Origin of the sequence: Streptomyces sp. NBC_01551 (assembly GCF_026339935.1) — a bacterium.
GTDB lineage: Bacteria > Actinomycetota > Actinomycetes > Streptomycetales > Streptomycetaceae > Streptomyces.
This window is the reverse complement of the sequence record NZ_JAPEPX010000001.1, coordinates 4,170,865-4,195,289: the sequence shown is the minus strand read 5'-3', so window position 1 is coordinate 4,195,289 and position 24,425 is coordinate 4,170,865. Positions and strand designations below refer to the sequence as shown.

Annotated in this window: 21 protein-coding genes; 10 read left to right on the top strand and 11 right to left on the bottom strand. The window is 73.1% G+C overall.

What is annotated here, in order from left to right; genetic code table 11:
- Positions 1-29: 29 nt before the first annotated feature.
- From OG982_RS19055 to OG982_RS19035, 5 genes are all read right to left on the bottom strand, one after another.
- Positions 30-1,208, bottom strand: a complete 1,179-nt coding sequence (locus tag OG982_RS19055; RefSeq protein ID WP_266791858.1) for a glycosyltransferase family 2 protein — start codon at positions 1,206-1,208, stop codon at positions 30-32.
- A 51-nt stretch (positions 1,209-1,259) separates the two neighbouring features.
- Positions 1,260-2,807: a glycosyltransferase family 39 protein gene (locus OG982_RS19050; protein WP_266949949.1), complete on the bottom strand. Its 1,548-nt coding sequence runs from the start codon at positions 2,805-2,807 to the stop codon at positions 1,260-1,262.
- Between the two features lie 116 nt (positions 2,808-2,923).
- The gene (locus OG982_RS19045; RefSeq protein WP_266785197.1) at positions 2,924-4,279 is read right to left on the bottom strand and encodes a glycosyltransferase; all 1,356 of its coding nucleotides are present in this window, start codon (positions 4,277-4,279) and stop codon (positions 2,924-2,926) included.
- Positions 4,280-4,522: 243 nt separating this feature from the next.
- Entirely contained in the window at positions 4,523-6,577 is a 2,055-nt protein-coding gene (locus tag OG982_RS19040; RefSeq protein WP_266785199.1) for a thioredoxin domain-containing protein, read from the bottom strand.
- A gap of 9 nt (positions 6,578-6,586) precedes the next feature.
- On the bottom strand, positions 6,587-7,339 hold the full coding sequence (locus OG982_RS19035) for a DUF4344 domain-containing metallopeptidase (RefSeq protein WP_266948949.1): 753 nt from the start codon (positions 7,337-7,339) through the stop codon (positions 6,587-6,589).
- A 153-nt stretch (positions 7,340-7,492) separates the two neighbouring features.
- On the opposite strand from OG982_RS19035, the gene OG982_RS19030 reads away from it, so the two are divergent.
- Complete coding sequence (locus OG982_RS19030; RefSeq protein WP_266948947.1) at positions 7,493-10,762, top strand: tetratricopeptide repeat protein; 3,270 nt, start codon at positions 7,493-7,495, stop codon at positions 10,760-10,762.
- A gap of 210 nt (positions 10,763-10,972) precedes the next feature.
- On the opposite strand, the gene OG982_RS19025 is transcribed toward OG982_RS19030, so the two are convergent.
- A complete protein-coding gene (locus OG982_RS19025; protein WP_266785205.1) occupies positions 10,973-11,197 on the bottom strand; it encodes a hypothetical protein in 225 nt (74 codons plus the stop codon).
- Positions 11,194-12,081: a mycothiol conjugate amidase Mca gene (gene mca, locus OG982_RS19020; protein ID WP_266785207.1), complete on the bottom strand. Its 888-nt coding sequence runs from the start codon at positions 12,079-12,081 to the stop codon at positions 11,194-11,196. The genes OG982_RS19025 and mca overlap by 4 nt, the downstream gene beginning before the upstream one ends.
- Before the next feature lie 85 nt (positions 12,082-12,166).
- On the opposite strand from mca, the gene OG982_RS19015 reads away from it, so the two are divergent.
- Both OG982_RS19015 and greA read left to right on the top strand, forming a co-directional pair.
- Positions 12,167-12,586, top strand: a complete 420-nt coding sequence (locus tag OG982_RS19015) for a DUF4307 domain-containing protein (protein ID WP_266791861.1) — start codon at positions 12,167-12,169, stop codon at positions 12,584-12,586.
- Between the two features lie 222 nt (positions 12,587-12,808).
- On the top strand, positions 12,809-13,306 hold the full coding sequence (gene greA / locus OG982_RS19010) for a transcription elongation factor GreA (RefSeq protein ID WP_266785209.1): 498 nt from the start codon (positions 12,809-12,811) through the stop codon (positions 13,304-13,306).
- A 124-nt stretch (positions 13,307-13,430) separates the two neighbouring features.
- Here the strand turns inward: greA and OG982_RS19005 are convergent, their stop codons facing one another.
- From OG982_RS19005 to ilvA, 3 genes are all read right to left on the bottom strand, one after another.
- Positions 13,431-14,288, bottom strand: coding sequence for an ABC transporter permease (locus OG982_RS19005; RefSeq protein WP_266785211.1), 858 nt, complete (start codon positions 14,286-14,288; stop codon positions 13,431-13,433).
- A complete protein-coding gene (locus OG982_RS19000; RefSeq protein ID WP_266785213.1) occupies positions 14,285-15,307 on the bottom strand; it encodes an ATP-binding cassette domain-containing protein in 1,023 nt (340 codons plus the stop codon). Before OG982_RS19000 ends, OG982_RS19005 begins: the two co-directional genes overlap by 4 nt.
- Before the next feature lie 171 nt (positions 15,308-15,478).
- Entirely contained in the window at positions 15,479-16,711 is a 1,233-nt protein-coding gene (ilvA, locus tag OG982_RS18995) for a threonine ammonia-lyase (RefSeq protein WP_266785215.1), read from the bottom strand.
- Positions 16,712-16,915: 204 nt separating this feature from the next.
- Here ilvA and OG982_RS18990 point away from each other — a divergent pair, with 204 nt between their 5' ends.
- The 3 genes from OG982_RS18990 (at position 16,916) to OG982_RS18980 (ending at position 18,200) form a co-directional block, all read left to right on the top strand.
- On the top strand, positions 16,916-17,437 hold the full coding sequence (locus OG982_RS18990) for a MarR family winged helix-turn-helix transcriptional regulator (protein ID WP_266785217.1): 522 nt from the start codon (positions 16,916-16,918) through the stop codon (positions 17,435-17,437).
- Positions 17,438-17,505: 68 nt separating this feature from the next.
- Positions 17,506-17,952: a sigma factor-like helix-turn-helix DNA-binding protein gene (locus OG982_RS18985; RefSeq protein ID WP_266785219.1), complete on the top strand. Its 447-nt coding sequence runs from the start codon at positions 17,506-17,508 to the stop codon at positions 17,950-17,952.
- Positions 17,949-18,200 (top strand): hypothetical protein, encoded by a 252-nt coding sequence (locus OG982_RS18980; RefSeq protein WP_266785221.1) that lies wholly within the window; start codon positions 17,949-17,951, stop codon positions 18,198-18,200. The genes OG982_RS18985 and OG982_RS18980 overlap by 4 nt, the downstream gene beginning before the upstream one ends.
- Positions 18,201-18,353: 153 nt before the next feature.
- On the opposite strand, the gene OG982_RS18975 is transcribed toward OG982_RS18980, so the two are convergent.
- On the bottom strand, positions 18,354-19,511 hold the full coding sequence (locus tag OG982_RS18975) for a cystathionine gamma-synthase (RefSeq protein WP_266948946.1): 1,158 nt from the start codon (positions 19,509-19,511) through the stop codon (positions 18,354-18,356).
- 68 nt (positions 19,512-19,579) lie between these two features.
- Here OG982_RS18975 and OG982_RS18970 point away from each other — a divergent pair, with 68 nt between their 5' ends.
- From OG982_RS18970 to msrA, 4 genes are all read left to right on the top strand, one after another.
- Complete coding sequence (locus OG982_RS18970) at positions 19,580-20,683, top strand: hypothetical protein (protein ID WP_266785222.1); 1,104 nt, start codon at positions 19,580-19,582, stop codon at positions 20,681-20,683.
- Positions 20,684-20,870: 187 nt separating this feature from the next.
- A complete protein-coding gene (locus OG982_RS18965; protein WP_266948944.1) occupies positions 20,871-22,478 on the top strand; it encodes a M48 family metalloprotease in 1,608 nt (535 codons plus the stop codon).
- A complete protein-coding gene (locus tag OG982_RS18960) occupies positions 22,475-23,632 on the top strand; it encodes a hypothetical protein (RefSeq protein ID WP_266785226.1) in 1,158 nt (385 codons plus the stop codon). The genes OG982_RS18965 and OG982_RS18960 overlap by 4 nt, the downstream gene beginning before the upstream one ends.
- Positions 23,633-23,704: 72 nt before the next feature.
- The gene (msrA, locus tag OG982_RS18955; RefSeq protein ID WP_266785228.1) at positions 23,705-24,367 is read left to right on the top strand and encodes a peptide-methionine (S)-S-oxide reductase MsrA; all 663 of its coding nucleotides are present in this window, start codon (positions 23,705-23,707) and stop codon (positions 24,365-24,367) included.
- The last annotated feature ends 58 nt before the right edge of the window (positions 24,368-24,425 follow it).

Sequence of the window (24,425 nt, the reverse complement as noted above, 5' to 3'; positions counted from 1 at the left end):
CCCTTCTGTGGTGCCGGTACGGCCCGGGTTCAGCTCCCGGCCGTACGCCGTGACGTCCGGCGCGGCGAGCGCGGGAGGTAGACGAGCGCCTCGGTGGCCGCGAACCGCAGGACGAAGGTGGTGACGAGCGCGAGGGCGGTGGCGGGCAGCACCGCCATGCCGAACTCGGCGACGAACACCGCGATCAGCGGGATCCGCAGCAGCAGGTCGGCATTGGCGAGCAGCACGAAGCGGCCGATCCGGTCGGCCCAGTGGCGGTGCCGGCGGCGGTCGCGGAACAGGAGCGTCTCGATGAGGACGAAGTTCCAGAGCACCCCGGCCTGGTTGGCGACGATCTCGGCCGGCAGGTAGTGCATCCCGGCGTGCGTGAGCAGCCACAGCCCGGCCAGGTTGGGGACGAAGCCGGAGAGCCCGATCAGCCCGAAGCCGATCATCCGGGCGACCGGGGACGCGGAGCGCAGCGCCGCGAGGTGGGTCAGGAAGCGCAGCCCTTCGCGGGCGGTGGACTTGGACTCGCCCGCGTACCGGTCCTGGAAGACGAACGGGACCTCGGCGACCTCGGCGGGGCGGCAGCGCACCGCCAGCTCCAGCAGGATCTTGTAGCCGAGGGGTTTGAGGGCGTCGGCGGTGACGACGGAGCGGCGCATCGCGAAGAAGCCGCTCATCGGGTCGCTGATGCCGCGCAGGGCGCGCGGGAAGAGCCCCTTGGTGAGCCAGGTCGCGCCGCGCGAGACGGCGACGCGGTAGCTCCCGGCGAGTCCGGCGCGGCTGCCGCCGGGGATGTAGCGGGAGGCGACGACGAGGTCGGCGCCGGTGCGCTCGCCCTCGCCGACGAGTTCGGGGACCAGGTGGGGCGGGTGCTGGAGGTCGGCGTCCATGACGACGATCCAGTCGCCGGCCGCCCGGCGGATCCCCTCGACGACGGCTCCGCCGAGGCCGCCCTCGGGGGTGTCGCGGTGCAGGACCGCGACCGGGAAGGGGCACGCGGAGGCCGCCTTCTCGATGACGGCCGGGGTGTCGTCGGTGGAGTCGTCGACGAACAGCACCTCGCAGGGCAGGTGAGCGGGGAGCGAGCCGGCCAGCCGGCGCAGCAACTCCCCCACGTTGGCGGCCTCGTTGAAGGTGGGGATGATGAGGGTGACGCTGCCCGGGGCGGGAACCTCCGTCGCGTCCAGGCCGGTCGATCCCAGCCGGGCCGGAGCGGTCAGCTCCGGATCCACCGGGGCATGCGGGGTCCACAGGTCTTCGCTCACGCTGGCTCAGCTCCCACTCTCGCGGTCGGTCCGGCGTATCTCGATGCGGTCCTCGCCGGTGCCGAAGACGGCGACGACGGTCGAGTGCTCCAGCGCGGCCTTCACGTTGGGCAGGTCCACCGCGTCGCGGCGCACGGTGGGCGAGGAGACGACGTAGTCGATGTCCCGCCAGCCGCGCGGCAGGGTCTGCGTGACGGCCGGGTCGAGGTCGGCCTTGTAGAACCAGATGGCGCCGGGGCCGGGCTCGAAGCCGTGGTGGACGGCGTCCAGCCAGAGCGCGTCGTCGACGAGGACACGGGTGCGGGCCGGGTCGTCGACCTCGCTGCCGAGCCAGGCCGCGGCCTGCCGGTAGGGGGCGTTGGCGTCGACGGTGAGCGCGGTGCGGTTGCCCTCGTACCAGCGCGGGAGGACGTACAGCGCGGCGCTCGCGGCGAGGAGGCCGATCAGCGCCCAGCGGCCGGCGACGAGCGCCTTGCCCTCCCCGGGCCGCCGGCGGCGGCGCAGCACGGCGTGCGTGACGCTGGCGGCTCCGCCGGCGAGGACGAGGGCGAGGAAGGGCAGGGCCTGGATCACGTACATCGCCGGGAGGTAGCCGGAGGGCCGCATCGCCACGAGGGCGAGGATCACGGCGGCGAGCGCGGGTCCGGCGAGCGCGCGGGCGGTGACGGACCAGCGGTGCGTGACCAGCAGCAGGACGGCGCCGGCCAGCCCGCCGAGCGGCAGGACGGTGTCGTAGTAGAGCCAGGAGGTGAAGACGCCGTGGGAGCCGGTGCCGGGGGTGAGGATGAAGCCGGAGCCGGGGCGGCTCATCTGGTAGGTGATGCCGTCGATCAGCGAGACGTGTCCGGCGCCGGGCAGCAGCTCGCTGTTGAGCAGGGCGTAGAGCGGGTACGACAGGCCGATGAGCGCGCAGGCGGTGACGGCTCCGGTGATGGCGAACTTCCGGGTGTCGCGGTGACTGTGACGCCACATCGTCACCAGCAGCGCCGGGAGCACCACCAGCATCGTCTCCTTGGTCAGGACGGCGGTGGCGGCCGCCAGTCCCGAGGCGAAGAGGTGCCACAGGTGCCGGCTCGGGGACGCGGCCCAGCAGAAGGCCAGCAGCATCCACATCACGGCGAGGTTGTCGAGGAAGATCTCCCGCTGGAGGACGACGGAGAGCGGCGAGAGCCCGAACAGCGCCATCGCGAGCCCGGCGGCCCAGCGCGGCAGCCACAGCCGGCGCGCGAGTACGTAGATCAGCACGGCGCTCGCGGCGGAGACGGCGAGCATCGAGAACCGCATCGGCGCGACGGTCATCGACTCGGGCACGAAGAGGGACGGCAGGTAGGTGAGGCCGGCTATCTGTATCCAGCCGAGCGGCGGGTGGTCGTACCAGTACGTGTAGTGGGCGAGGCCGTCGCCCTGCTGGACGGCCCAGGCCTGGGCGAGGTACGTACCCTCGTCGTCGCTCAGGGTCGGGAAGTTGGTGATGTTCCAGCCCTGGACGAGGACGATCGCGAGCAGCAGGACGCCGCACAGCAGCAGGTCGGGGCGGGAGGAGCGGAAGCGCACGAGCGGGCGGGCCGGGGCGGGCGGACGGACGCCGAGTCCGCCGGGGGCGCGCCGGACGGGGAGCAGGTTGACGGTCGCACCGGACTGGGGATCAGTGGCCGTGGGCAGGGTGGCGGTCACTGGTGTCGGTCCTCTCGGATCGTGGTGTCGGTGGCGAGGGCGGTGGCGCCGGCTCCGGCTCGGGTGTGGGCGGCGGCGGTGGCGGCCCCGGCGAGGGCGGGAGCCGGCTCCGCGTGGGTGAGGTGGGCTCCGGTGTGGCTGGTGAGTTCCCACTCGCTCTGGCCGCGCTGCTCGCGCCAGACCGCGCGGATGGCGGCGCCCGCGAGCATCACCTGGTAGAACGGGCCGCCGACGACCAGCTTGACGTAGTGGACGAACCGCACGCGCAGGCCGTACTGGCGGCCGAAGTCGTGCAGGCCGACGATCTCGAAGACGAAGGTCACCAGCGCCGTGATCATGGGCAGGAAGGTGATGATCGCGATCCCGACGGGGACGTCGAGGAGGAGCGCGATGGCGAAGTTCAGCGGGATGATCACGCCGGAGGCCGCCTGCATGAACGGCGTCATCAGCGTGTAGCGGGCCAGCCAGCGCTGGCCGCGGCCGGGCAGCTGCTGCCAGTCCTTCTTGCGGTAGACCTGTAGGAAGCCCTGGTTCCACCGGGTGCGCTGCTTGAGCAGGCTCATCAGCGAGCCCGGCGTCTCCTCGCGGGTGACCATGTCGGAGTCGTAGGCGACGACCACCTTCTTGCCGACGGACGACAGCCGCACCCCGAGGTCGCAGTCCTCGGCGAGGCAGTTCGGGTCCCAGCCGTCGGCCTCGCGCAGCACGTCGGTGCGGACGAAGACGGTGTTGCCGCCGAGCGGGATGAACCCCTTCTCGGCGTGCAGGTGCAGCCGGGAGCGGAACCAGAAGAAGTACTCCAGGCAGTTGCGCAGGCTGTACCAGCTGGAGTGGAAGTTGATGAGCTGGACGCCGCCCTGGACCACGTCGGCTCCGGTGGCGCGGAAGGCGTGGTCGACGTGGGTGAGCAGCTCGGGGTGGACCTGGTCCTCGGCGTCGAAGACGCCGACGATGTCGCCCCGGCAATGCGGGAGGGCGGTGTTGAGGGCCTTCGGCTTGTTCTTCGTCTCGTGGTGGTCGGTGACGACCCGCACCCGGTGCGGTGCCCGGGCGGCGGCGCGCTCGGCGACGGCGGCCGTCTCGGGGTCGTCGTGGCCGACGATGACGATGATCTCGTAGTCGGTGTGGCTCGATTCGAGCAGCCGGTCGATGGTGTGCTCCAGGACCGCCTGTTCGTGGCGGGCCGGCAGGAGCAGGGAGAACGCCAGGCGGCCTTCCCCGTCGGGGTGGTCGAACCGGGTCGAGGCGAGCGTCTCGGGTGTGCGCCACGCGTGCATCTGCCACCAGAGGGTGAACGCGGCCATCCAGAAAAGTGCCAGCGAAACGGCAGAAATGAACACAGATGTGTACAAACTGTCCCCCACAGACATGCCGCAACCCCAGGCGGCGATCGTCAATCCCCCCGGAGACGGATCACGGGCCCCCCGGCCCGCCGCCCCCGATTGCCGTACGCGCGCACCCCCCAGTGCGCGATCTCGGTGTCTCCCGAAGCCACGAGACTAGGCAGGGAAGGTGACGGTGGGACACTGACTGGATAAAAATCGCGTTTCTTAACGCCCTTGGGAAGAAACGGAATTGACGGTACTCCCGTCCCTTCAGGGACGAACCGTACCCAACTGATCCGCGAGCTCGACCGGATCTGTCGTAGGCCGCGCGCAGACGAAATGTCGACACACATACGCCGTAGGAAGGTCGCGTACGAGTGTGCGCTCGGCCAGGAGGGGGAACTCCCCACCGCTCCCGTCCGCCGCACGCGGCAGTCCGGCCGCCACAACCGCCCCAGGAGCCGTCCCCAGCAACGCCGTGCGGTGCAGCGCCGCCCGCGCCGGGTCGTCCGGGTGGCCGACGACCGCCACCTCGCGCGGACCGTCCAGCAGCGCCTCCGCCACCGCCAGCCCGTGCCCGATGAAGCGCGGGGCACGCGGCCCGAGCGCGTGCACCACCCCGAGCGCCTGCTCGGCCGCCGTACGGTGCGCCTCCGAGCCGGTGTGCGCGGCGTACGAGAGCAACGCCCCGGCGGCGGCCGTCCAGCCGGAGGGCGCCGCCGTGTCGGTGGGGTCCTGGGGGCGCCGGATGAGCCGCTCCGCGTCGTGCGCGGTGTCGTAGAGGGAGCCGTCCTCGGCCCGGAACTGGTCCAGCACCAGGTCCACGAGGAACCCGGCGAACTCCAGCCAGACCCCCTCGCCCGTGACGGCCGCCAGCGCGAGGAACCCGTCGGCGACGTCGCCGTAGTCCTCCAGCACCCCGGCGTTGGCGCCGGCCTGGCCGTCCTTGCTGGTCCGCGCCAGCCGCGCCCGCCCGTCCATGTGCACCCGGACCAGCAGGTCCGCCGCCTCGGTCGCCCGCTCGATCAGATCCGGGCGCTCGAAGTACGCCCCGCACTCCGCGAGCGCCGCGACGGCCAGCCCGTTCCAGGCGGCCACGACCTTGTCGTCCCGCCCGGGCGCGGGCCGCCGGTCCCGCTCCGCGAGCAGCCGCGCCCGGATGGACGCCATCCGCTCCGCGTCCGCCGCCGGCCCGTCCTGGGGCAGCTGGAGTACGGAGGTGCCGTGCTCGAAGGTGCCCTCCTCGGTGACCCCGAAACAGGCGACGGCCAGCTCCCCGTCCGCCTCCCCGAGCACCTCGCGCAGCTGGGCGGGCGTCCAGGCGTAGTACGCCCCCTCGACGTGCTTCCCGGTCTCCGGGTCCTCGCTGTCCGCATCGAGCGCGGACGCGAACCCGCCCTCCCGGGTGCGCAGTTCCCGCACCATGAAATCGGCGGTCTCCAACGCGACCCGCCGCGCCATCTCCGACCCGGTGGCCCGCCACAGGTGCGCGTAGACGCGGCAGAGCAGGGCGTTGTCGTAGAGCATCTTCTCGAAGTGGGGCACGACCCACTCCCGGTCGACCGCGTACCGGGCGAAGCCGCCGCCGAGCTGGTCGTAGATCCCGCCCCGGGCCATGGCCTCACAGGTGTCGGCGGCCATCTGGAGCGCGCCCTCGGCCCCGGTCCGGGCGTGGTGGCGCAGCAGGAACTCCAGCACCATGGACGGCGGGAACTTGGGCGCGCCGCCGAATCCGCCGCGCGTGGCGTCGTAATCGCGGGTCAGCCCGAGCAGCGCCCGCGCGAGCTCCTCCGGGCCGGGGGTGCCGGCCTTGCCGTAGTCCAGCTGACGCCCGGCCAGGTCCCTCGTGATCCGCTGCGCGACCTCCGCGACCTCCTCGGGGCGGCCCTCCCAGGCGGTGCGCACGCCTTCGAGGACCTGCGTGAAGGAGGGCATCCCGTGCCGGGGCTCGGGCGGGAAGTAGGTGCCGAAGTAGAAGGGCTCGGCGTCGGCGGTGAGGAACACGGTCATGGGCCAGCCGCCCTGACCGGTCGCCGCTTGCACGGCCTCCATGTAGACCGCGTCCACGTCGGGTCGCTCTTCGCGGTCCACCTTGATGTTGACGAAGTGCTCGTTCATGTACGCGGCGGCCGGCTCGTCCTCGAAGGACTCGTGCGCCATGACGTGGCACCAGTGGCAGCTGCTGTAGCCCACGCTGAGCAGGACGGGGACGCCCCGCTCCCGTGCCTCCGCGAACGCCTCGGGCGACCAGGGCCACCAGTCGACCGGATTGTCGGCGTGCTGGAGCAGATACGGCGAGGTCTCGTTCGCGAGGCGGTTCGGCATGGTGCCAATCTATGCGCTCCCCCGGTGCGGGCGCCGGAGGAGCGGCGTCAGGGCTCGGGTCCAGGTGTCGGGGCAGGGCTGGGCGGTGGGGGCGGCCGGGTGGCGGGCGGGGGATGCCGCGTGGAGGCGGCACAGGTGGGCGGCGGCGCGGGCGGCGGGCGGGGCGTGTTCGTCGGGGCCGGGGTCCGGGTCGGGGCGCGCGGCCGCGAGTTCGTACGCCCGGGCGGCGGTGAGGAGGGTGCGCTCGCCGGGCGGGCCTTCGCGGATCAGCATCAGGGCGGCGAACGCGTCGGCGGCGTCCTCCTCGGCGCGGTCGGCGTCGAAGCGCAGGTCCAGCGCGTCGGCCAGCGCGTGGCCGGCCTCGTGGAAGACGGTCTCGGTCATCACCGCGGCCGCCTCCTCCTCGGCCGGGCGGCGGCCGGCCGTCTCGAACAGCTCCCGCTGCTCGGTGAGGTCCTCGTAGCAGAGCTCGATCAGCCGGGCCCCGGGGTCGTACCCGGAGCCCTCGCCCGCGCAGGAGCGGCCGAGGAGGGTGACCTCGTACGGCAGGTCGAGGTACCCGTTCAGCTCGGTGGCGGCGGACTCCACGACACGCCGTTCCCGCAGCGCGCGGGCGCTGCCGCGGTCGGCGGCGGCCGGTTCCTCGTACGCCACGGTGAAGCCCCGTGCGGGCGGCTGCCGTTCGCAGCCCGTCACCGGCAGCAGCGCCGCCGCGCACAGTGCCGCCGCGCACAGTGCCAGGGTTCCCCGTCGTCGGCTCATCGGCTCAGCCTAGAACGGCACAACTCCTGTTCGAGCGGCGAAACTTGGCAGATTTGGAGCGCTCCCTCTGAACTACCTCAGATTCTCTCGCCTTCGCGCACGTCCCGGCGGACACTTGGCGCACGTTGCCGGAGCTCTCTCAGGAGGATGCCGATGCGGGACAGCCATCGCGGTGAGGCCGAGCGGCTGTTGGAGCGGGCCGTGGAGGAAGAGGCGCGGCGGGCGGCGGGAGCGGGGACGCCGCTCGACAGAGCGGCGCTGCTGGCGCGGGGCCGGGAGGCGCTGGACGGGCTGGCGACGAGCGCCGCCGCCGAGTACGAGGCCTACGTACGGGCCCTCGACGAGGCGGGCGCCGGTGACGAGTCCCTCGGCGAGGCGTTCCGGCGCGGCAACACGTCCACGGCCCTGCTGGTGACGGCCGTCGCGGCGGCCACCGCCCTCGGCGCCGACCTCGCGTTCGGCGTGGCGGCGGGCGCGGCGCTGGCCACCGGAGCCGTCGTGGGCGTCGCGGGGGCGGCCACGACGGTGGCGAAGGTGACGGCCCTGCACCTGCCGGCCGCGAACCGGCGGGCCGGAGCCCTCGGCCGGCCGGGCGGCCCGGAGCAGTTGAGGCTCCAGTGGCTGACGGCGCTGGAGGTGCGCGGCATCCGGCCGTTCCTGGAGCAGCAGCGCGCCGTGACGGCGGCCGCGCGGGCGCCGCGCCCGGCGGCTGCGCAACCCCGCCGCACCGACCGCAGCGCTCAGGCGCGCCGGCGCGGCACGCTGGAGCAGTCCTTCGGGCAACTCCCGCTCACGGAGAGCACGTTCACCGGGCGCCGCAGCGAGCTGACCCGGATCGAGCAGTGGGTGCGGGCGGCCCGGGCCAGTACCGAGACCCGGCCGGTCGTGGTGGTGCTGCACGGCGAGCCCGGGGTGGGCCGCACCGCGCTCGCGCTGCGGGCGGCGCACGGCCTGCGGGACCAGTTCCGGGGCGCCTGCGTGGTGGACCTGCGCGGCGGCTCCCCGGGCGGGGAGGCCCCGTTGTCGACGCGGGAGGCACTGCTGCACCTGCTGAACCGGCTGGGGGCGCCGCGCGAGCAGCTGCTGTTCCGCGAGGGGGCCTCGGCGGAGCAGCAGGTCCGGCGGCTGGCCGAGCTGTACCACCAGCACCTCCAGGGCCAGCCGGTGACGGTGGTGGTGGAGGACGCGGTCGACGCGGCGCAGCTACGGATCCTCGTGCCGGAGCGCTCGGACAGCCTGGTGCTGGTGACGGCGCGGGAGCCGCTGGAGCTCCCGGCGGGACTGTCGGCCTGGGTGCACCAGTTGCCGGTGCCGCGGCTGGCCGAGGCGGAGGCGGCTGAGCTGGTGCTGTCGGTGGCGCAGGAGGCGGGCCTGGCCCCGTACGAGGACGAGGACCGCACCCTCGACCGGCTCCTCGCGCTGGGCGCCGGGCTCCCGCTGGCCCTGCGCGTGCTGGCGCCGCTCGGCGCGAAGGGCGCGGGCGAAGAGGCGGAAGCGGAGGAAGCGGCGCACGCGGCGCAAGCGGCTCACGCGGGGGAAGCGGCTCACGCGGGGGAAGCGGCCCGAGCCGAGGCCGGGGACACGACCGGCGACCCCGTGCGGCGGGCGCTCGCCCTGGCGTACGCGCACCTGCCCGAGGAGCGGCGCCGTCTGCTGCGCCGGCTCACCCTGGCCGGCCGGGCCTCGCTCGGTCCGTCGGCGGCGGCGGCGCTGATCGACGCGGACCGGGTGGAGGCCGGGCGGCTGCTGCGCGAGCTGGCACAGGCGGGCCTGCTGGACCACGTACGCGGGGAGCGGTTCCGGATGCACGACGCGGTGCGCGCGTACGCGGCGGCGCGGCTCGCGGCCGACGAGGACCGGGCGCAGGCCGCGGCCGCGCACGAGCGGCTGATACGGAACTACGCGCAGCTCGCGGACTCGGTGATCCGGATGGTCGACGGGAAGATGTCGACCCGGTCGAATCAGTTCGGGGGCCACGGCTTCGCCTCCCTGGACGCGGCGTTGCGCTGGCTGGACGACGAGTCCAGCTTCATCACGGCGGCCCTGCGGCACTCGGAGGGCGTCGACCAGCAGGCGGTGCTGGACCTGCTGGGCGCGCTCTGCGACTTCTGCCTGCTGCGCGGGGACCTGTACCGGCTCGGCGAGATCAACGAGCTGACGCGGGCGGTGGACCAGGGCCGGCTGGCGCGCTCGGTGCAGTGGCGCACCGGCATCGCGGCGCGCCAGCTGGGCGAGCTGGACAAGGCCCGCACCACGCTGACCTCGGTGGTGGACCAGTACCGCGAGGCGCACCAGGACGCGGGCGCGGGCATGGCGCTGATCTCGCTCGGGATCACGCTGCACCACCAGGGGCAGCTGGCGGAGGCGGCGTCCCGGATCCGCGAGGCCCTGGTCCTGCAGGAGCCGGAGGAGCTGGCGGGCGACCGGGCGTGGGGGTTGCACGCGCTCGGGGCGGTGGAGCGGGACCGGGGGCGGCTCGGGGAGGCGGTCACGCTGCTGGAGCGGTCGCTGGCGCTGCACCGGGAGAGCGAGAGCGTGCACGGCGAGGCCTGGGCGCATTTCCAGCTCGGCCAGGTGTACCTGCGCACGGGCGACGTGGAGCGGGCGGAGGCGGGGCTGCGGCTCGCCCTGGAGCTGTACGGGCGCACGCGCGACGACCGAGGCGAGGCGTGGGCGCTGACGCAGCTGGGCCGGGCCCGGGTACTGGACGGGGAGCCGGGTCTCGCGGTGGAGCGGCTCCGGGAGGCGCTGGCCCGGCACCGGGAGGCGGAGGACGCGCGCGGGGAGGCGTGGACGCTGTACTACCTCGGGCAGGCGCTGGAGGAGGGCGGCGAGCTGGATCCGGCGGTGCGGGAGCTGGAGCGGGCGCGGACGATGTTCTCGCGGATGCGGGACGTGTACGGGCTGGCGCACGCCCGCCACCACTCGGGCCGGGTGACCCGTGACCAGCGGGCGGCTCAGACGGGCAACCTGAAGAACTCGGGGTTCGCGCGGCAGCTGCTGGTGGACGCCCGGGCCGACTTCCGGCGGATCGGGCTGGCGCACGGCGAGGCGTGGACCTGCCTGGAGCTGGCGGTGGTGGACGCGGGCAACAGCCGGGTGCCGCAGGCGCTGGACCTGTGCGAGGAGGCGGTGCGGCTGTTCATCTCGTACGGGGACCGGCGCGGGGAGGACTGGGCGCGCTTCCTGCGCTGCACGCTGCTGCCGTACACGCTGCCGGCGGCGCCGGAGGAGGCGCGGGCGGAGATGGCCCGGCTGGCGGCGGCCCCGCACCCGGCGCGGGACGCGCGGCTGGAGGACTGCCTGGAGGCGTACGCGGTGATCCTGGCCCGGGGCGTGGACCCGGCGGAGACCTGGCAGGCATGGCGCCTGGGCATGGTCCCGGACCTGCGCGCACGAGAAACCATGGGCACCCCGACCTGAGGCCCCCGAGGACATACGGGTACCCCGGGCACCCGACCTGAGGCGCCTCCGCGCGCGCCCGCGCTGCCGGGCACACCAGAGCCTCCGCCGCGCGGCGCAGACGCTGCCGGGCCGAGTGGGTTCCGTCCCGGCCGCGCACGCGACCGGTCGCGCGCGGAAGCGGCCGCCCCGCCCCCGGAGGGACGGGCGGCGGTCGCGTGTGGGGCGGTCCTACGGGGCCCGGTCGGGCGTGGGGCCGGCGGTGCCCGGCTCCGGGGCCTCCTGGAAGTCGACCCGCCCCATGTGCCGGCTCATCGACTTCATCAGGCCCCACACCCCGAGGGCGAGGGCCGCGAACACGAGGAACCCCAGGATTCCGGGGGTCACCTTGTTCTTGTCGAAGGTGTCACCCGCCAGCGGAAGGAGCTCGTTCAGTGCTGCCTGCGTAGCGCTCATGCTTCCGCATTCTCCCGGATGCCCTCGAAGAGGTCGGACTCGGGGAGGGAAGTGTCGACGAGCGACTTCGCCAGCTCGTACTCCTCCGTCGGCCAGACCTCCTTCTGGATCTCCATGGGAACGCGGAACCAGCCGCCGTCCGGGTCGATCTGCGTGGCGTGCGCGATGAGCGCCTTGTCACGGATCTCGAAGAAGTCGGCGCAGGGCACGTGCGTGGTCAGGTTCCGCTCGGTGCGCTCGAACTCCTTCCAGCGCTCCAGCCACTCCCCGTAGGGGGACTCCATGCCGCGGGCGAGCAGCGCCTCGTGCAGGGCGACGGTGCGCGGCTTGTTGAAGCCCTGGTTGTAGTACAGCTTCTGCGGCTGGTGCGCCGGGCCGAACTCGGCCTCCGGGTACTTCTCGGTGTCGGCCGCCCCGTCGAACGCCACCATCGAGATCTTGTGGGTCATGATGTGGTCGGGGTGCGGGTACCCGCCGTTCTCGTCGTACGTGGTGATGACCTGCGGCTTGAACGCGCGGATCTTCTTCACCAGCCGGCCCGCGGCCTCGTCCACGTCGGCGAGGGCGAAGCAGCCGTCGGGCAGCGGGGGCAGCGGGTCGCCCTCGGGGAGGCCCGAGTCGACGTAGCCGAGCCATTCCTGCTCGATGCCGAGGATCTCGCGCGCCTCGTCCATCTCCTTGGCGCGCACCTCGTGGATGTTCTCCTCGATGTACTTGTCACCCTGGAGCTTGGGGTTGAGGATCGAGCCGCGCTCGCCGCCGGTGCAGGTCACCACCAGCACGGGCATCCCCTCGGACACGTACTTGGCCATGGTGGCCGCGCCCTTGCTCGACTCGTCGTCGGGGTGGGCGTGGACGGCCATCAGTCGAAGCTGCTCGGTCAAGACAGGATCCTCTGTGATTCGTCAGCGTGGGCGGTTTCTATACTGACCGAATCGGGGGACGGAAAATTCCATGGAAGGAACGATCATGAGCTCGGTGCGCGAGGGACTCCCCGAGGGCCGCTACGGCCGGTCGGCGGACGAACGCGCCGACCGCAAGCTCAAGGTCGTCGGCTCGGTGCTGGGCGTGGGCCTGCTGGGCATGGTCGGCTGGATCGGCTGGGACTACGTCGGCGGCCAGAGCGTCAGCGCCGAGGTGATCAAGTTTCAGGTCGTCTCGGACTCCGAGGTGAAGGTGCACCTGGAGGTCCGCAAGGAAGCCTCGGTCACCGGTGTCTGCACCCTGATCTCCCAGGACAAGGGCCACGGCGAGGTGGGCCGCGCGGACTACACCTTCGCCCAGCGCGAGAGCCGCGTCGACGAGATGGTCACGCTGAAGACCACCGGCCGCGCCACGATGATCGAACTGGTCGGCTGCCAGCCGGCGGCCACGACCTCCACGGGCTGACGGCACGGGCTGACCCCGCGGAGCGACCCCGCACCCCGGCCGCCACGCCGGGCGCCGCACCGCCGCCATCCCGGAGCCCCATCGACCCCACAAGGCCGCACGGGGCGCAATGACACACTTCATACACATGGTGTCCTCCCCCTTTTCTTCCCGAATTGTTAGGCTCGTGGTTTCGCCCGCCGCTGGCGGCTTTGTAGTCCCCTGTACCGACGAGGAGCACCCGTGACCCAGACGAGCGAGAGCGTCACCTGGCTGACCCAGGCGGCGTACGACCAGCTGAAGGCCGAGCTGGACTACCTCTCTGGTCCCGCACGCACGGAGATCGCCGCCAAGATCGCGGCCGCCCGCGAGGAGGGCGACCTGCGCGAGAACGGCGGGTACCACGCGGCCAAGGAGGAGCAGGGCAAGCAGGAGCTCCGGGTCCGGCAGCTGACGCAGCTCCTGGAGAACGCCAAGGTCGGGACGGCGCCCGCCTCCGACGGCGTGGTGGCTCCGGGCACGCTCGTCAAGATCGCCTTCGACGGCGACGAGGACGACACCATGGAGTTCCTGCTGGCCTCCCGCGAGTACGCGTCCTCGGACTTCGAGACGTACTCCCCCCAGTCCCCGCTGGGCGTCGGGGTGCTGAACAAGAAGATCGGCGAGGACGCCGAGTACGAACTGCCGAACGGCAAGAAGGCCACCGTCAAGATCCTCGACGTCAAGCCCTTCACCGGCTGATCACCCTCGCGCGACAAGACGCACGAGAACGTACGAGAAGACGTACGAGTGGACGTACGCGAGCCCCCGTCCGGAGCGATCCGGGCGGGGGCTCGCGTGTGCGTACGACGCCTGCGGGAGGGGCTCAGGCCGTCGCCGAGCGGTACTTGCGGACCGCGAGGGTCCGGAAGACCACGACGATCAGCACCGACCAGGCCACCGACGCGATGATCGGGTGCTGCATCGGCCAGGCCTGCGGCGCCTCGTACCCCGGCGGCAGGTTGCCGAACAGCTCCCGCGCCGCCTGGACGGTCGCGCTGAAGGGGTTCCACTCGGCGATGGTGCGCAGGAACGGCGGCATGTTGTCGGAGGGGACGAAGGCGTTCGAGATGAACGTCAGCGGGAACAGCCAGATCAGCCCGCCCGAGGTGGCCGCCTCCGGGGTGCGCACCGACAGGCCGATCAGTGCGCCGATCCACGAGAAGGCGTACCCGAGCAGGAGCAGCAGGGCGAAGCCGGCCAGCACCTCGCCGGGGCTCGTGTGGGTGCGCCAGCCGACGAGCAGCGCGACCACGGCCAGGACGACCAGCGTGAGGGTGGTCTGGACGAGGTCGGCGAGGGTGCGGCCGGTCAGGACCGCGCCCCGGGCCATGGGCAGCGAGCGGAACCGGTCGATCAGGCCCTTGTGCATGTCGTCCGCGATGCCCGCGCCCGCGCCGGCCGTGGCGAAGGTGACGGTCTGGGCGAAGATGCCGGCCATCAGGAACTCTCGGTAGGCGGCGGGCGAGGTGCTGCCGTCGACGCTGATCGAGCCGCCGAAGACGTAGCTGAAGAGCACCACGAACATGACTGGCTGAATGACCCCGAAAATGATCATTTCGGGAATCCTGGACATGCGGATCAGGTTCCGCTTGGCCATGACCAGGGAGTCGTTGACGCTCTGCACGACGCCCCCGCGCGGGCGCGGCGCGGCGAGCTCCGGGGTCGGGGACGTGGTGGTCACTTGACCGCCTCCTTCGCCGCCTTGTGGGACCGGCGGCCCTTGCCGTCCGCCGGGGGCGCGCCGTTCTCCTCCTCGGTCAGCGCGGCCACGTGGCCGGTGAGCGAGATGAACACGTCGTCGAGGGTGGGGCGGCGCAGGCCGATGTCGTCGATCTCGATGCCCCGGCCGTCCAGCTCGCGGATGACCTCGGCGAGCAGCTTGGCGCCGCCCGAGACCAGCACGGTCAGCTTGCGGGTGTGTTCGTCGACCGAGGTCTCGCCCTTGCCGAAGCCGGCGAGGACGGCGCGCGCCTCGGTCATCCGCTCCCGCTCGTGCACGACGACCTCGACGCGCTCGCCGCCGGTGCGGGCCTTGAGCTGGTCGGAGGTGCCGCGGGCGATGACCTTGCCGTGGTCGACCACGCAGATGTCGTCCGCGAGGTGGTCGGCCTCTTCCAGGTACTGGGTGGTGAGCAGCAGGGTGGTGCCGCCGGCGACGAGTTCCTTGATGACGTCCCACAGTTGCTGGCGGTTGCGGGGGTCGAGGCCGGTGGTCGGCTCGTCCATGAACATCACGGGCGGGCGGACGACGAGGGCCGCCGCGAGGTCGAGGCGGCGGCGCATGCCGCCGGAGTACGTCTTCGCGGTGCGGTCGGCGGCGTCCGCGAGGTTGAAGCGGTCCAGCAGTTCGACGGCCCGGGCCTTCGCCGCCTTGGCGCCCATCTGGTAGAGCTGGCCGACCATCTGGAGGTTCTCCCGGCCGGTCAGGTATTCGTCCACGGCGGCGAACTGGCCCGAGAGGCCGATGGCGCGGCGGACTTCGTTGGGGTGCTTGAGGACGTCTATCCCGGCGACGACGGCCTTGCCGCTGTCGGGCTGGAGCAGGGTGGTCAGGACACGCACGGCGGTGGTCTTGCCGGCGCCGTTGGGGCCGAGCAGGCCCAGCACGGTGCCTTCGGGGACATCGAGGTCCACGCCGTCCAGAGCCCTGACGTCGCCGAAGGTCTTGACCAGACCCTCGGCGTAGATGGCGCCTGGCATAGGGATTCTCCCAAAGCAAATCGGGTGTTTCCGTGTGTTTCCGCGTTTTTCGGGTGCTGGCTACGCAAATCCTAGGATTGCCGGGCAGAACTCGCCCGGCCGAACGGGTGACACCGTGGCCAGGGGAAACCGTATCGCGTTATGTCGCGTCTCACCACGGAAACGGCGACGTCAGCTCATCACCGTGTACCCCGCGCCGTGCAGCGACCGCGCGACCTCGGCGCAGTGCTCCGGGCCCTTGGTCTCCAGGTGCAGCTCCACCTCCACCTCGGTGAGCCCGAGCCGCGGGTCGGTCCGTACGTGACTCACGTCCAACACGTTCGCATCCACCACTGACAACACGCCCAGCAGCCCGGCCAGGGCCCCCGGCCGGTCGGCGACGCGCAGCCGCAGCGACAGGTAGCGGCCCGCCGCCACCATGCCGTGCCGCAGGATCCGCTGGAGGAGCAGCGGGTCGATGTTCCCGCCGGAGAGCACCGCGACGACCGGGCCGGCGCCGTACAGGCCGGGGTCGCTGAGCAGGGCCGCGACCGTACTGCAGCCGGCCGGCTCGACGACCAGCTTGGCCCGCTCCAGGCAGAGCAGGAGCGCGCTGGAGAGGGCGTCCTCGGAGACCGTGCGGACGTCGTCGACGAGCTCGCCGATGATCTGGAAGGGGATGTCGCCGGGGCGGCCGACCTTGATGCCGTCGGCCATCGTCACCGGGTTGTCGATCGAGACCGGATGCCCGACCTTGAGCGAGGGCGGGTAGGCGGCCGCGCCCGCCGCCTGGACGCCGATGACCTTCACGTCCGGCCGCAGCGCCTTCACCGCGATCGCCACTCCCGCGGCGAGCCCGCCGCCGCCGATGCCGACCAGGATCGTCCGTACCTCCGGGCACTGCTCCAGGATCTCCAGGCCCACGGTGCCCTGGCCCGCGATGATGTCGCGATGGTCGAACGGGTGGATGAACACCGCCCCGGTGCGGTCGGCGTAGTCCTGGGCGGCCGCGAGGGTCTCGTCGACGACCTGCCCGTGCATGACGACCTCGGCGCCGTACTCCTGCGTGGCCGCCACCTTCGGCAGCGGCGCCCCGACGGGCATGAACACCGTCGAGCGCACGCCCAGCAGCGAGGAGGCCAGAGCGACGCCCTGCGCGTGGTTGCCCGCGCTGGCCGCGACGACGCCGGCGGCGCGCTGCTCGGGGCGCAGGCCCGCGATCCGCACGTACGCGCCGCGCAGCTTGAACGAACCCGTCCGCTGGAGGTTCTCGCACTTGAAGTGCACCGGGGAGCCGGTGAGTGCGGAGAGGTGCCGGCTGCCTTCCATCGGGGTGACCCGGGAGACGCCCGAGAGCATCTTCTGGGCTCCCCGGACGTCGTCGAGGATGACCTGGGGGACGGGCGTGGGCACGCGGTAGTTCATACGGCCAGTCTCGCAGCCCGCGCGGACCCCGGCGGGACGTGTCCGGACAGGTCCGGCAGGGGCGAAATCCCGCCAGCCGGAACCGCCCCTCCGGTCGGTTCTGAAGGGCCCGTACCAGTTCTCGTACGAGGCATACGGCCCGCCGTACGGCCGCGTACTCTGTCCCCCATCCCTGTCCGACCCACGCGAAGAGAGCCCACGGCCATGTCCTCCAACCCGGCCAATTCCGATCTGCCCGCGCGGACCGAAGCACCCGCCGGAGCCGGTCTCCTCGACGCGCTCCAGCACCAGGTGGCGGTCTTCGCCCGCCGGGCCGAGCAGACCCGCCTGGGCGGGGTCGGCCAGGCCCGCAACTCGATGGACCGCGCCGCGTACCTGCTGCTCAACCGGCTCGACCTGGAAGGTCCGATGGGCGTCAAGGCGCTCGCGTGCGGGATGGGCATCGACTCGTCCACCGTGACGCGGCAGGTCGCTCCGCTGGTCGACAGCGGCCTGGTCAAGCGCACCTCGCATCCGGAGGACGGCCGGGCCGTCGTGCTTGCGCTGTCGCCGCGCGGGCTGGCGCGGCTGGAGGAAGTGCGGTCCTCGCGGCGCGAGCTGATGGCGCGTGTGACGGACGGCTGGAGCGAGGAGGAGCGCGAGTCCTTCACCGGGCTCCTCACCCGTTTCAACGTGTCGCTGTCCGAGCTGATGTCCGCCGTCGCCGACGCCGGGCCCGCCTCCTGAAACCCGTCGTGAGGCGGGTGCGTCCGACCTCTTGACCCGGGTGGTCCCACCGGCCGCAGTATGAGGCTGTGGACCACCGAGCCGGGCCCTACGCGGAGTTCGAGGCCTTCGTCGCGGGCGCGGCGGGGCGGCTGCTGCACGTCGCGATCCTGCTGACCGCCGAGGCGGACCCCGCGTCGGGCGCCGAGTGCCCCGTCGCGCGCCGGCTCCTGGCGGGGGCGCTGGCCCGTACGTACGCGCACTGGGGCCGGGTGCGCGGCGACGACCCGTACGACGACACCCGCCGGGAACTGTGCGCCGCGTACGCCCGCACCGCCCGCAGGCTCCCCGCCGGGACGGGCGTCCTCGCCCGGCTGAGCCCGCCGGAGCGGCTCGTGCTGGTGCTGCGGCTGTACGAGGGGGTCGCGGAGGAAGTCGCCGCGGCGCAGCTGGGGCTGACGCCCGAGCGGGTGCGGGTGCTGTGCAACCGGGCGGTGTCGACCATGCGGGGCGCCTTGGGCCGGGGTGCGGCATGAGCCTGCCGGACCGGAAGGAAACCCAGGTCAGGGAGCTGCTGGAGGGCCCGCACCCGGTGGTCCCGGCCGGGCTGGCGGCGAGCGCCGCCGAGCGCGGCGACCGCCTGCTGCGCCGCCGCCGGGCGGCGGGCCGCTTCGGCTGGGCGGTGCTGTTCGCGGCGGTCGCCGCCTTCACGGCATGGGCCTTGCTGACCCACCCCTGGACCGTCCCCCCGAGCGGCATCTCGCCGCCGCTGGAGGGCTGGTAGCCCCGCCCGAGGCGGGCGGGGTCGGCCCAGCGGAACCGGACCGGGCGAAGCCGGGCACACCTGGTCCCGGCGCGGGCCGCGGCGCCGCCCCGAGCCGGGGCGGGGCCTGGACCGGGACCGGGCCGAGCCGAGCCGAGCCGAGCCGGGGGCCGGTTAGCCCAGGGCCTGGGTGAGGTCCGCGAGGAGGTCATCGGCGTTTTCGATGCCGACCGAGATGCGGACCAGGTCGCCCGGGACCTCCAGGGCCGAGCCGGCCACCGAGGCGTGGGTCATGCGGCCCGGGTGCTCGATGAGGGACTCGACGCCGCCGAGGGACTCGCCCAGGGTGAACAGCTTGGCGCGGTTGCAGACCTCGACCGCCGCCTCCTCGCCGCCGGTGACCTGGAAGGAGATCATGCCGCCGAAGGAACGCATCTGCTTGGCGGCGACCTCGTGGCCCGGGTGGTCGGGCAGGCCCGGGTAGAGGACCTTCGTGACCTTCGGGTGCCGCGTCAGCATGTCGGCGACCTTCGTCGCGTTCTCCGAGTGCCGGTCCATGCGCACGGCCAGCGTCTTGATGCCGCGCAGCACGATCCAGGAGTCGAACGGCCCGGCCACCGCGCCCATCGCGTTCTGGTGGTAGGCCAGTTCCTCGCCCACCGCCGCGTCAGCGGCGATCAGCGCGCCGCCGACCACGTCGGAGTGGCCGCCCATGTACTTGGTCAGCGAGTGCACGACCACGTCCGCGCCGAGCGCGAGGGGCTGCTGGAGGTAGGGGGAGGCGAAGGTGTTGTCCACGACCAGCTTGGCGCCGGCCGACCGCGCGATGTCGGCGACGACGGCGATGTCGGTGATGCCGAGCAGCGGGTTGGACGGGGTCTCGACCCAGATGACCTTCGTCTTCGGGGTGAGGGCCGCCCGCACGGACGCCGGGTCGGAGGTGTCGGCGACCGACCACTCGACGCCCCAGCGCGAGACGACCTTGGCGAAGAGTCGGAAGGTGCCGCCGTACGCGTCGTTCGGGATGACCACGTGGTCGCCCGGGGAGAGCAGCGTACGCAGCAGGCAGTCCTCGGCGGCGAGCCCGGACGCGAAGGCCAGGCCGCGCCGGCCGCCCTCCAGCGCCGCGAGGTTCTCCTCCAGCGCGGTCCGGGTCGGGTTGCCGCTGCGGCTGTACTCGTAACCGCCGCGCAGGCCGCCGACGCCGTCCTGCTTGTACGTGGACACCTGGTAGATCGGGGGTACGACCGCGCCGGTCAGCGGGTCCGCCGTATTGCCCGCGTGGATCGCGCGGGTCTCGAAGCTCTGGTGCTCGTGGCTGTCGTCGCTCATGGGGTGATGCTATGCCCCGTCAGTGAGGCATTGGCCTTTGACCGGGTGCGTCTGGTTCGCTTGGCGCCATGGAGATTCTCTGGTTCCTGATCGCGATGGCCATGCTCGTGGTCATCATCGGGCCGTTTCTGCGGCGCAGACGCGGCGGCATCCGCCTCGCCGTGCCCGGCAGCGCCGACGCGGCGGACCCGGAGAACTACGGTTTCGTCCGCCAGGAGCACCTCGACGTCCGGGTCCCCGGGCCCGACGAGGACCTGATGGACGCCTTGGAGAACGTACGGCTGACCGGCCAGTGGCAGGCGGCCTCGCAGCTGCTGGCCGCGACCCCGAAGCAGGGCGAGCTGCGCTGGCAGCGGGTACAGGCGTTCGGCGGCGCGGCCGCGCTGGAGCTGGTGGAGCAGCCGGGTACGGGCGCGCCGTGGCTGAAGGCGTGGCGGCTGGAGGCGGAGAAGGACCCGGGCGGCGCGCAGGTGCACGCGGAGCTGCTGGTGCAGCAGGCCTGGCGGCATTCGGGCGGCGTCGGTTCGGCGGACCACCGGATCATCCTGGAGGAGGCCCGGGAGGCCTGCCGCAAGGCGGCGCTGCTGGCGCCGGGCGACCCGGTCCCGTACATCACGGAGCTGGCGGTCGCGCGGGCGCTGGGGTACTCGGAGGCGGAGTTCGACGAGCTCTGGGCGAAGATCATCGACCGGGCGCCGCAGCACATGGGGGCGCACCTGGCGGCCCTGCACTACTGGTGCGAGAAGTGGCACGGCTCGCGGGAGAAGGCCGACGCGTTCGCGCAGTCGGCCGCGGCCCGCGCCCCGCAGGGCTCGCTGCTGGCGGCGCTGCCGCTGTTCGCGGTGTACGAGCACGTCCCGGAGGTGGTCCTGACGAACTTCTGGGGCAGCGCGGTCGTGACGCGGGCGGTCGAGGGCGCGATGTACGCGGTGCACACCGCGCGCCCGGACGACCCGATGCTGGCGCACGTGCGCCACATGCTGCTGTGGGCCCTGGTGCCGATGCTGCGCTGGGCGGAGGCGATGGAGCAGGTGCGCCACGTGGACGGCTACGTGGGCGCGCTGCCGTGGTCGTTCTCCGACGACCCGGCGGAGATGTACGCGGTCCACCGCGCCCTCGCGGTGGCGGGCTACGAGGCCAACGGCGGCTCCCCGGCGACGCTGCCCCACTAGGTCCTGTCGTCGAAGTGGCGCCGGTCGGGCCCGCGGCGGCCGGCGCCTCGGACGGCGACCCCGCGCCGCCCCCGCGACAGCGGCGGGGCTGGGGCGGGGGCCCGCGCCGACCCGCTCGTGCGGGGCAAAACCGCAGGTCATAAGGTGCGCGTAAAGACCGCACCATCCCGTGGGGGGATCTTCACTTATGGGCGCATCCCTGCGCGCCTTGCGCGCTCTCGTCCTGCTCGCCGGCTTCTACCTGCTCGGCCTCGTCCTGCTCGCGGCGCTCGCGGCCGCCGACTGGGCCGGCTTCACCTGGCTGCACGGCCCCGTCGCCGCCAAGGTCCTCATCGTCACGGTGGTCCTCGCGATACCGATCGTGCGCGGCATGTTCATGCTCCGCACCCCCGACCCCGACCCGCTGCCGGGCATCGCCGTCACCGACGAGCACGAGCCCGCCCTCTGGGCGGCCGTGCGCGAGATCGCCGAGCAGGTCGGCACCCGCGCCCCCGACGAGATCCTGCTGATCGACGAGGTCAACGCCGCCGTCAGCGAGGACGCCCGGCTGCTGGGCCTGCGGCCCGGCACCCGCCGCCTCTACGTCGGGCTCCCCCTGATGGCCGGCCTGGACGAGATGCAGCTGCGCGCCGTGCTCGCGCACGAGATGGGCCACTACGCCAACCTCGACACCCGCCTCACCCCCCTGATCGCCCGCGGCCGCGCCCAGCTGATCCGCACCGTCGCGCACTTCCACGAGCGCGCCGACGACAAGGTCGCCAAGGAACGCGCCAAGCAGGAGAAGAAGGCCGGCAAGCGCCTCGCCCAGGGCAAGAAGGCCAAGGAGATCGACACGACCGGCGAGGGCGCGATGTACCGCGCCATGGCCGCGATCTACACGGCGTACGGCAAGTTCTACCTGCGCGCCTCCCTCTCCGGCGCCCGCCGCCAGGAGCTCGCCGCCGACCTGGCCGCCGTCCGGATCGCCGGCCGGGACGCCACCGCCTCCGCGCTGCGCGAGCTCAACGCCCTCGACGCGGCGCACGACTTCTACCTGCGCTGCTACGCCACCATCGGGCTCGGCTCCTCACTGATGCCGCCCGCCGGGCAGTTCTTCGGGGGCTTCCGGACGATGCTGGCCGCGCGCCACGACGAGCTCGACGGGGCGCGTACCGAACTGTCGGACGAGCCCGCCTCGCCCTACGACTCGCACCCCGCGCTCGCCGAACGCGTCGCCCGCATCGAGGCCCTGCCCGACGACGGCCGCGCCGGGCAGCCCGGGACCGCCCGGCCGTCGCTGGAGCTGCTCGCCGACGCCGACGCCTCGGTGGCCGCCCTGGAGCCGGCCGTGCTGAACCCGACGCTGCTCACGATGGAGCGGGTGTCGTGGGAGGAGCTGGTCCACGCGGCGATGCTCGGCCACTCCGGCCGGCGCGCGTCCGCCGTCCAGGAGGCCCTCGCCGCCGAAGGCGTCGCCGACCCGGGGCTGGCCGCCGCGCTCGACGCGATCGACGCCGACCCGACCCTGCGCTGGCGGCTCGCCGACCGCTTCCCGAAGTCCGAGGAGGCCGCCGCCGCCACCGGGCGGGTGGCGCGCGAGTTCGCCCGCCCGGTCGTACGGAGGGCCCTGGGCCGGCTCGTCGAGGGCGAACTGATCGAGCGCGGCGTCGCCCGCTGGCAGCTGTCCTGGTCGCGATCCGCCACCCTGGGCTATCCGGCCGGCGATTTCACCGACCGGCTGGACGAGGCCCTGGACGCGGCCGTCGCGGACCAGTCCGACACCGAACCCCTGCGGAAGCTGGTGCTTGCCCCGTGATCATCCTGATCATCCTCGGCGTGCTGCTGCTCGCCGGCGCCGTCTACGTGCTGCGCGGCGTCTACTACATCCGCAAGGCCCGGCGGCTGACCGCCGAGGTGGCGGACCTGCGGGCGCGGACCGCGGACTCGCAGGCCGCGACCGACGCCGTCGAGGCCGACGAGAAGGCCCGCCGGGCGGCGGAGGTGGTCGCGCTGGGCTTCGTACCGGAAGCAGAGCTCGACACCGACCACCCGGCGGCCGTGCCGGCGGAGCGCACCGCCGTCCTCGCGGCGCTCGCCGACGGGGACTGGGAGGTCGGCGCGGCCTACCTCAAGGCGGCCGGCCGGGACTGGGAGGAGCGCTGGCAGCGCGTACGCGTGCTGGCCGAGGCGGCCGCCGAGGACGACGGCTGGCTGCTGGCCTGGCGCGAGGCCAAGCCCTCGCACCCGTCGGTGGCGCTGGTCGCCGCCGACACGGCGGTGATGGTGGCGTGGAACGTCCGCGGCAACAAGGCGGCCCGGCACACCACCGACGAGCAGTTCCGGATCTTCCACGACCTGCTGGGCAAGGCGAAGACGGCCGCGCGGCAGGCCCAGCGGATCGCGGACCCGGCGGACCCGGTTCCGTACATGGTCGAGCAGTCGATCGGGATGGCGCTGGGGTACCCGCACGAGGAGTACGAGAAGCTGTGGGCGGAGATCGTCGCACGCGGCCCGAAGGTGCTGACGGCGCACACGAACGCGCTCCAGTACTGGTGCGCGAAGTGGCAGGGCTCGCACGAGCTGGCGCTGTCCTTCGCGCGGGAGTCGGCGGCGGCCGGCGATCCGGGTGAGCTGCTGTCGCTGCTCCCGCTGCTCGCGTACTTCGAGCAGGACACGCACGACCCGGAGCTGGCGGCGGAGGTGTTCTACAAGGCGCCGGAGATCCGCGGGGCCGTGGACGCGGCGCTCGCCGACCTGGCGGCGGCCGACCCGGACGACCCGCGGGCCGTGTGGGTGCGGCACATGCTGGCGTACCTGCTGTTCTGGCAGGACCGGGACGCGGAGGCGGTCGAGCAGTTCCGCCGGATCGACGGGTACATCGGGGCGCAGCCGTGGTCGTACGCGGGCAATCCGAAGTCCCGGTACGTGTACGCGCGCGACTGGGCGGTACGGGTCACGGCGCGGGCCTGACCAGCGGTGCGGCGGCCTCGGGAATCCCGGGCCGCCGTCTCCCGTTGATCGGGGTACCACTAGGAGGGAATCATGTTCTCGTACCGCCGCACGCCCGAGCTCCCCACCCGCGAGGAGGCCCTCACGGGCCGCGCGACCCCCCTGTTCGACCTGCCCGCCACGCACACGGTCCTGGGGAACCCCCTCGCCGGCCCGTACCCCGCGCACCTCCAGGTCGCGGACTTCGGCCTGGGCTGTTTCTGGGGCGCGGAGCGCAAGTTCTGGCAGACCCCCGGGGTGTGGACGACGCTGGCCGGCTACCAGGGCGGCTTCACCGAGAACCCGACCTACGAGGAGGTCTGCTCCGGCATGACCGGCCACACGGAGGTCGTCCGCGTGGTCTTCGACCCGTCGCAGGTCTCGTACGCCACGCTCCTGAAGCTGTTCTGGGAGTCTCACGACCCGACCCAGGGCTTCCGCCAGGGCAACGACGTCGGCACCCAGTACCGCTCGGCGCTCTACACCCACTCCGCCGCCGACCAGGCGGAGGCGGAGGCCTCCCGCGCGGCGTACCAGCGCGTCCTGACCGCCGCGGGCCACGGGGAGATCACCACGGCGATCCTCCCGGCCGCCGACCGCCCCTTCTGGCCCGCGGAGACTTACCACCAGCAGTACCTCGACAAGAACCCCGCGGGCTACTGCGGCATCGGCGGCACGGGCGTCTCCTGCCCCATCGGCGTCGCGCAGGCCGACTGACCCGCCTCCGGTGACACCGGGGCCACCGCCGTCCTCTACGGGGCGGCGGGGGTCCGGG

What these genes read in the sequence shown, in the direction of transcription:
- OG982_RS19040 (WP_266785199.1), bottom strand. Translation starts at nt 6,577, where the DNA reads ATGCCGAACCGCCTCGCGAACGAGACCTCGCCGTATCTGCTCCAGCAC.
- OG982_RS19035 (WP_266948949.1), bottom strand. Translation starts at nt 7,339, where the DNA reads ATGAGCCGACGACGGGGAACCCTGGCACTGTGCGCGGCGGCACTGTGC.
- OG982_RS19030 (WP_266948947.1), top strand. Translation starts at nt 7,493, where the DNA reads ATGCGGGACAGCCATCGCGGTGAGGCCGAGCGGCTGTTGGAGCGGGCC.
- OG982_RS19025 (WP_266785205.1), bottom strand. Translation starts at nt 11,197, where the DNA reads ATGAGCGCTACGCAGGCAGCACTGAACGAGCTCCTTCCGCTGGCGGGT.
- OG982_RS19015 (WP_266791861.1), top strand. Translation starts at nt 12,167, where the DNA reads ATGAGCTCGGTGCGCGAGGGACTCCCCGAGGGCCGCTACGGCCGGTCG.
- OG982_RS19000 (WP_266785213.1), bottom strand. Translation starts at nt 15,307, where the DNA reads ATGCCAGGCGCCATCTACGCCGAGGGTCTGGTCAAGACCTTCGGCGAC.
- ilvA (WP_266785215.1), bottom strand. Translation starts at nt 16,711, where the DNA reads ATGAACTACCGCGTGCCCACGCCCGTCCCCCAGGTCATCCTCGACGAC.
- OG982_RS18990 (WP_266785217.1), top strand. Translation starts at nt 16,916, where the DNA reads ATGTCCTCCAACCCGGCCAATTCCGATCTGCCCGCGCGGACCGAAGCA.
- OG982_RS18980 (WP_266785221.1), top strand. Translation starts at nt 17,949, where the DNA reads ATGAGCCTGCCGGACCGGAAGGAAACCCAGGTCAGGGAGCTGCTGGAG.
- OG982_RS18975 (WP_266948946.1), bottom strand. Translation starts at nt 19,511, where the DNA reads ATGAGCGACGACAGCCACGAGCACCAGAGCTTCGAGACCCGCGCGATC.
- OG982_RS18970 (WP_266785222.1), top strand. Translation starts at nt 19,580, where the DNA reads ATGGAGATTCTCTGGTTCCTGATCGCGATGGCCATGCTCGTGGTCATC.
- OG982_RS18965 (WP_266948944.1), top strand. Translation starts at nt 20,871, where the DNA reads ATGGGCGCATCCCTGCGCGCCTTGCGCGCTCTCGTCCTGCTCGCCGGC.
- msrA (WP_266785228.1), top strand. Translation starts at nt 23,705, where the DNA reads ATGTTCTCGTACCGCCGCACGCCCGAGCTCCCCACCCGCGAGGAGGCC.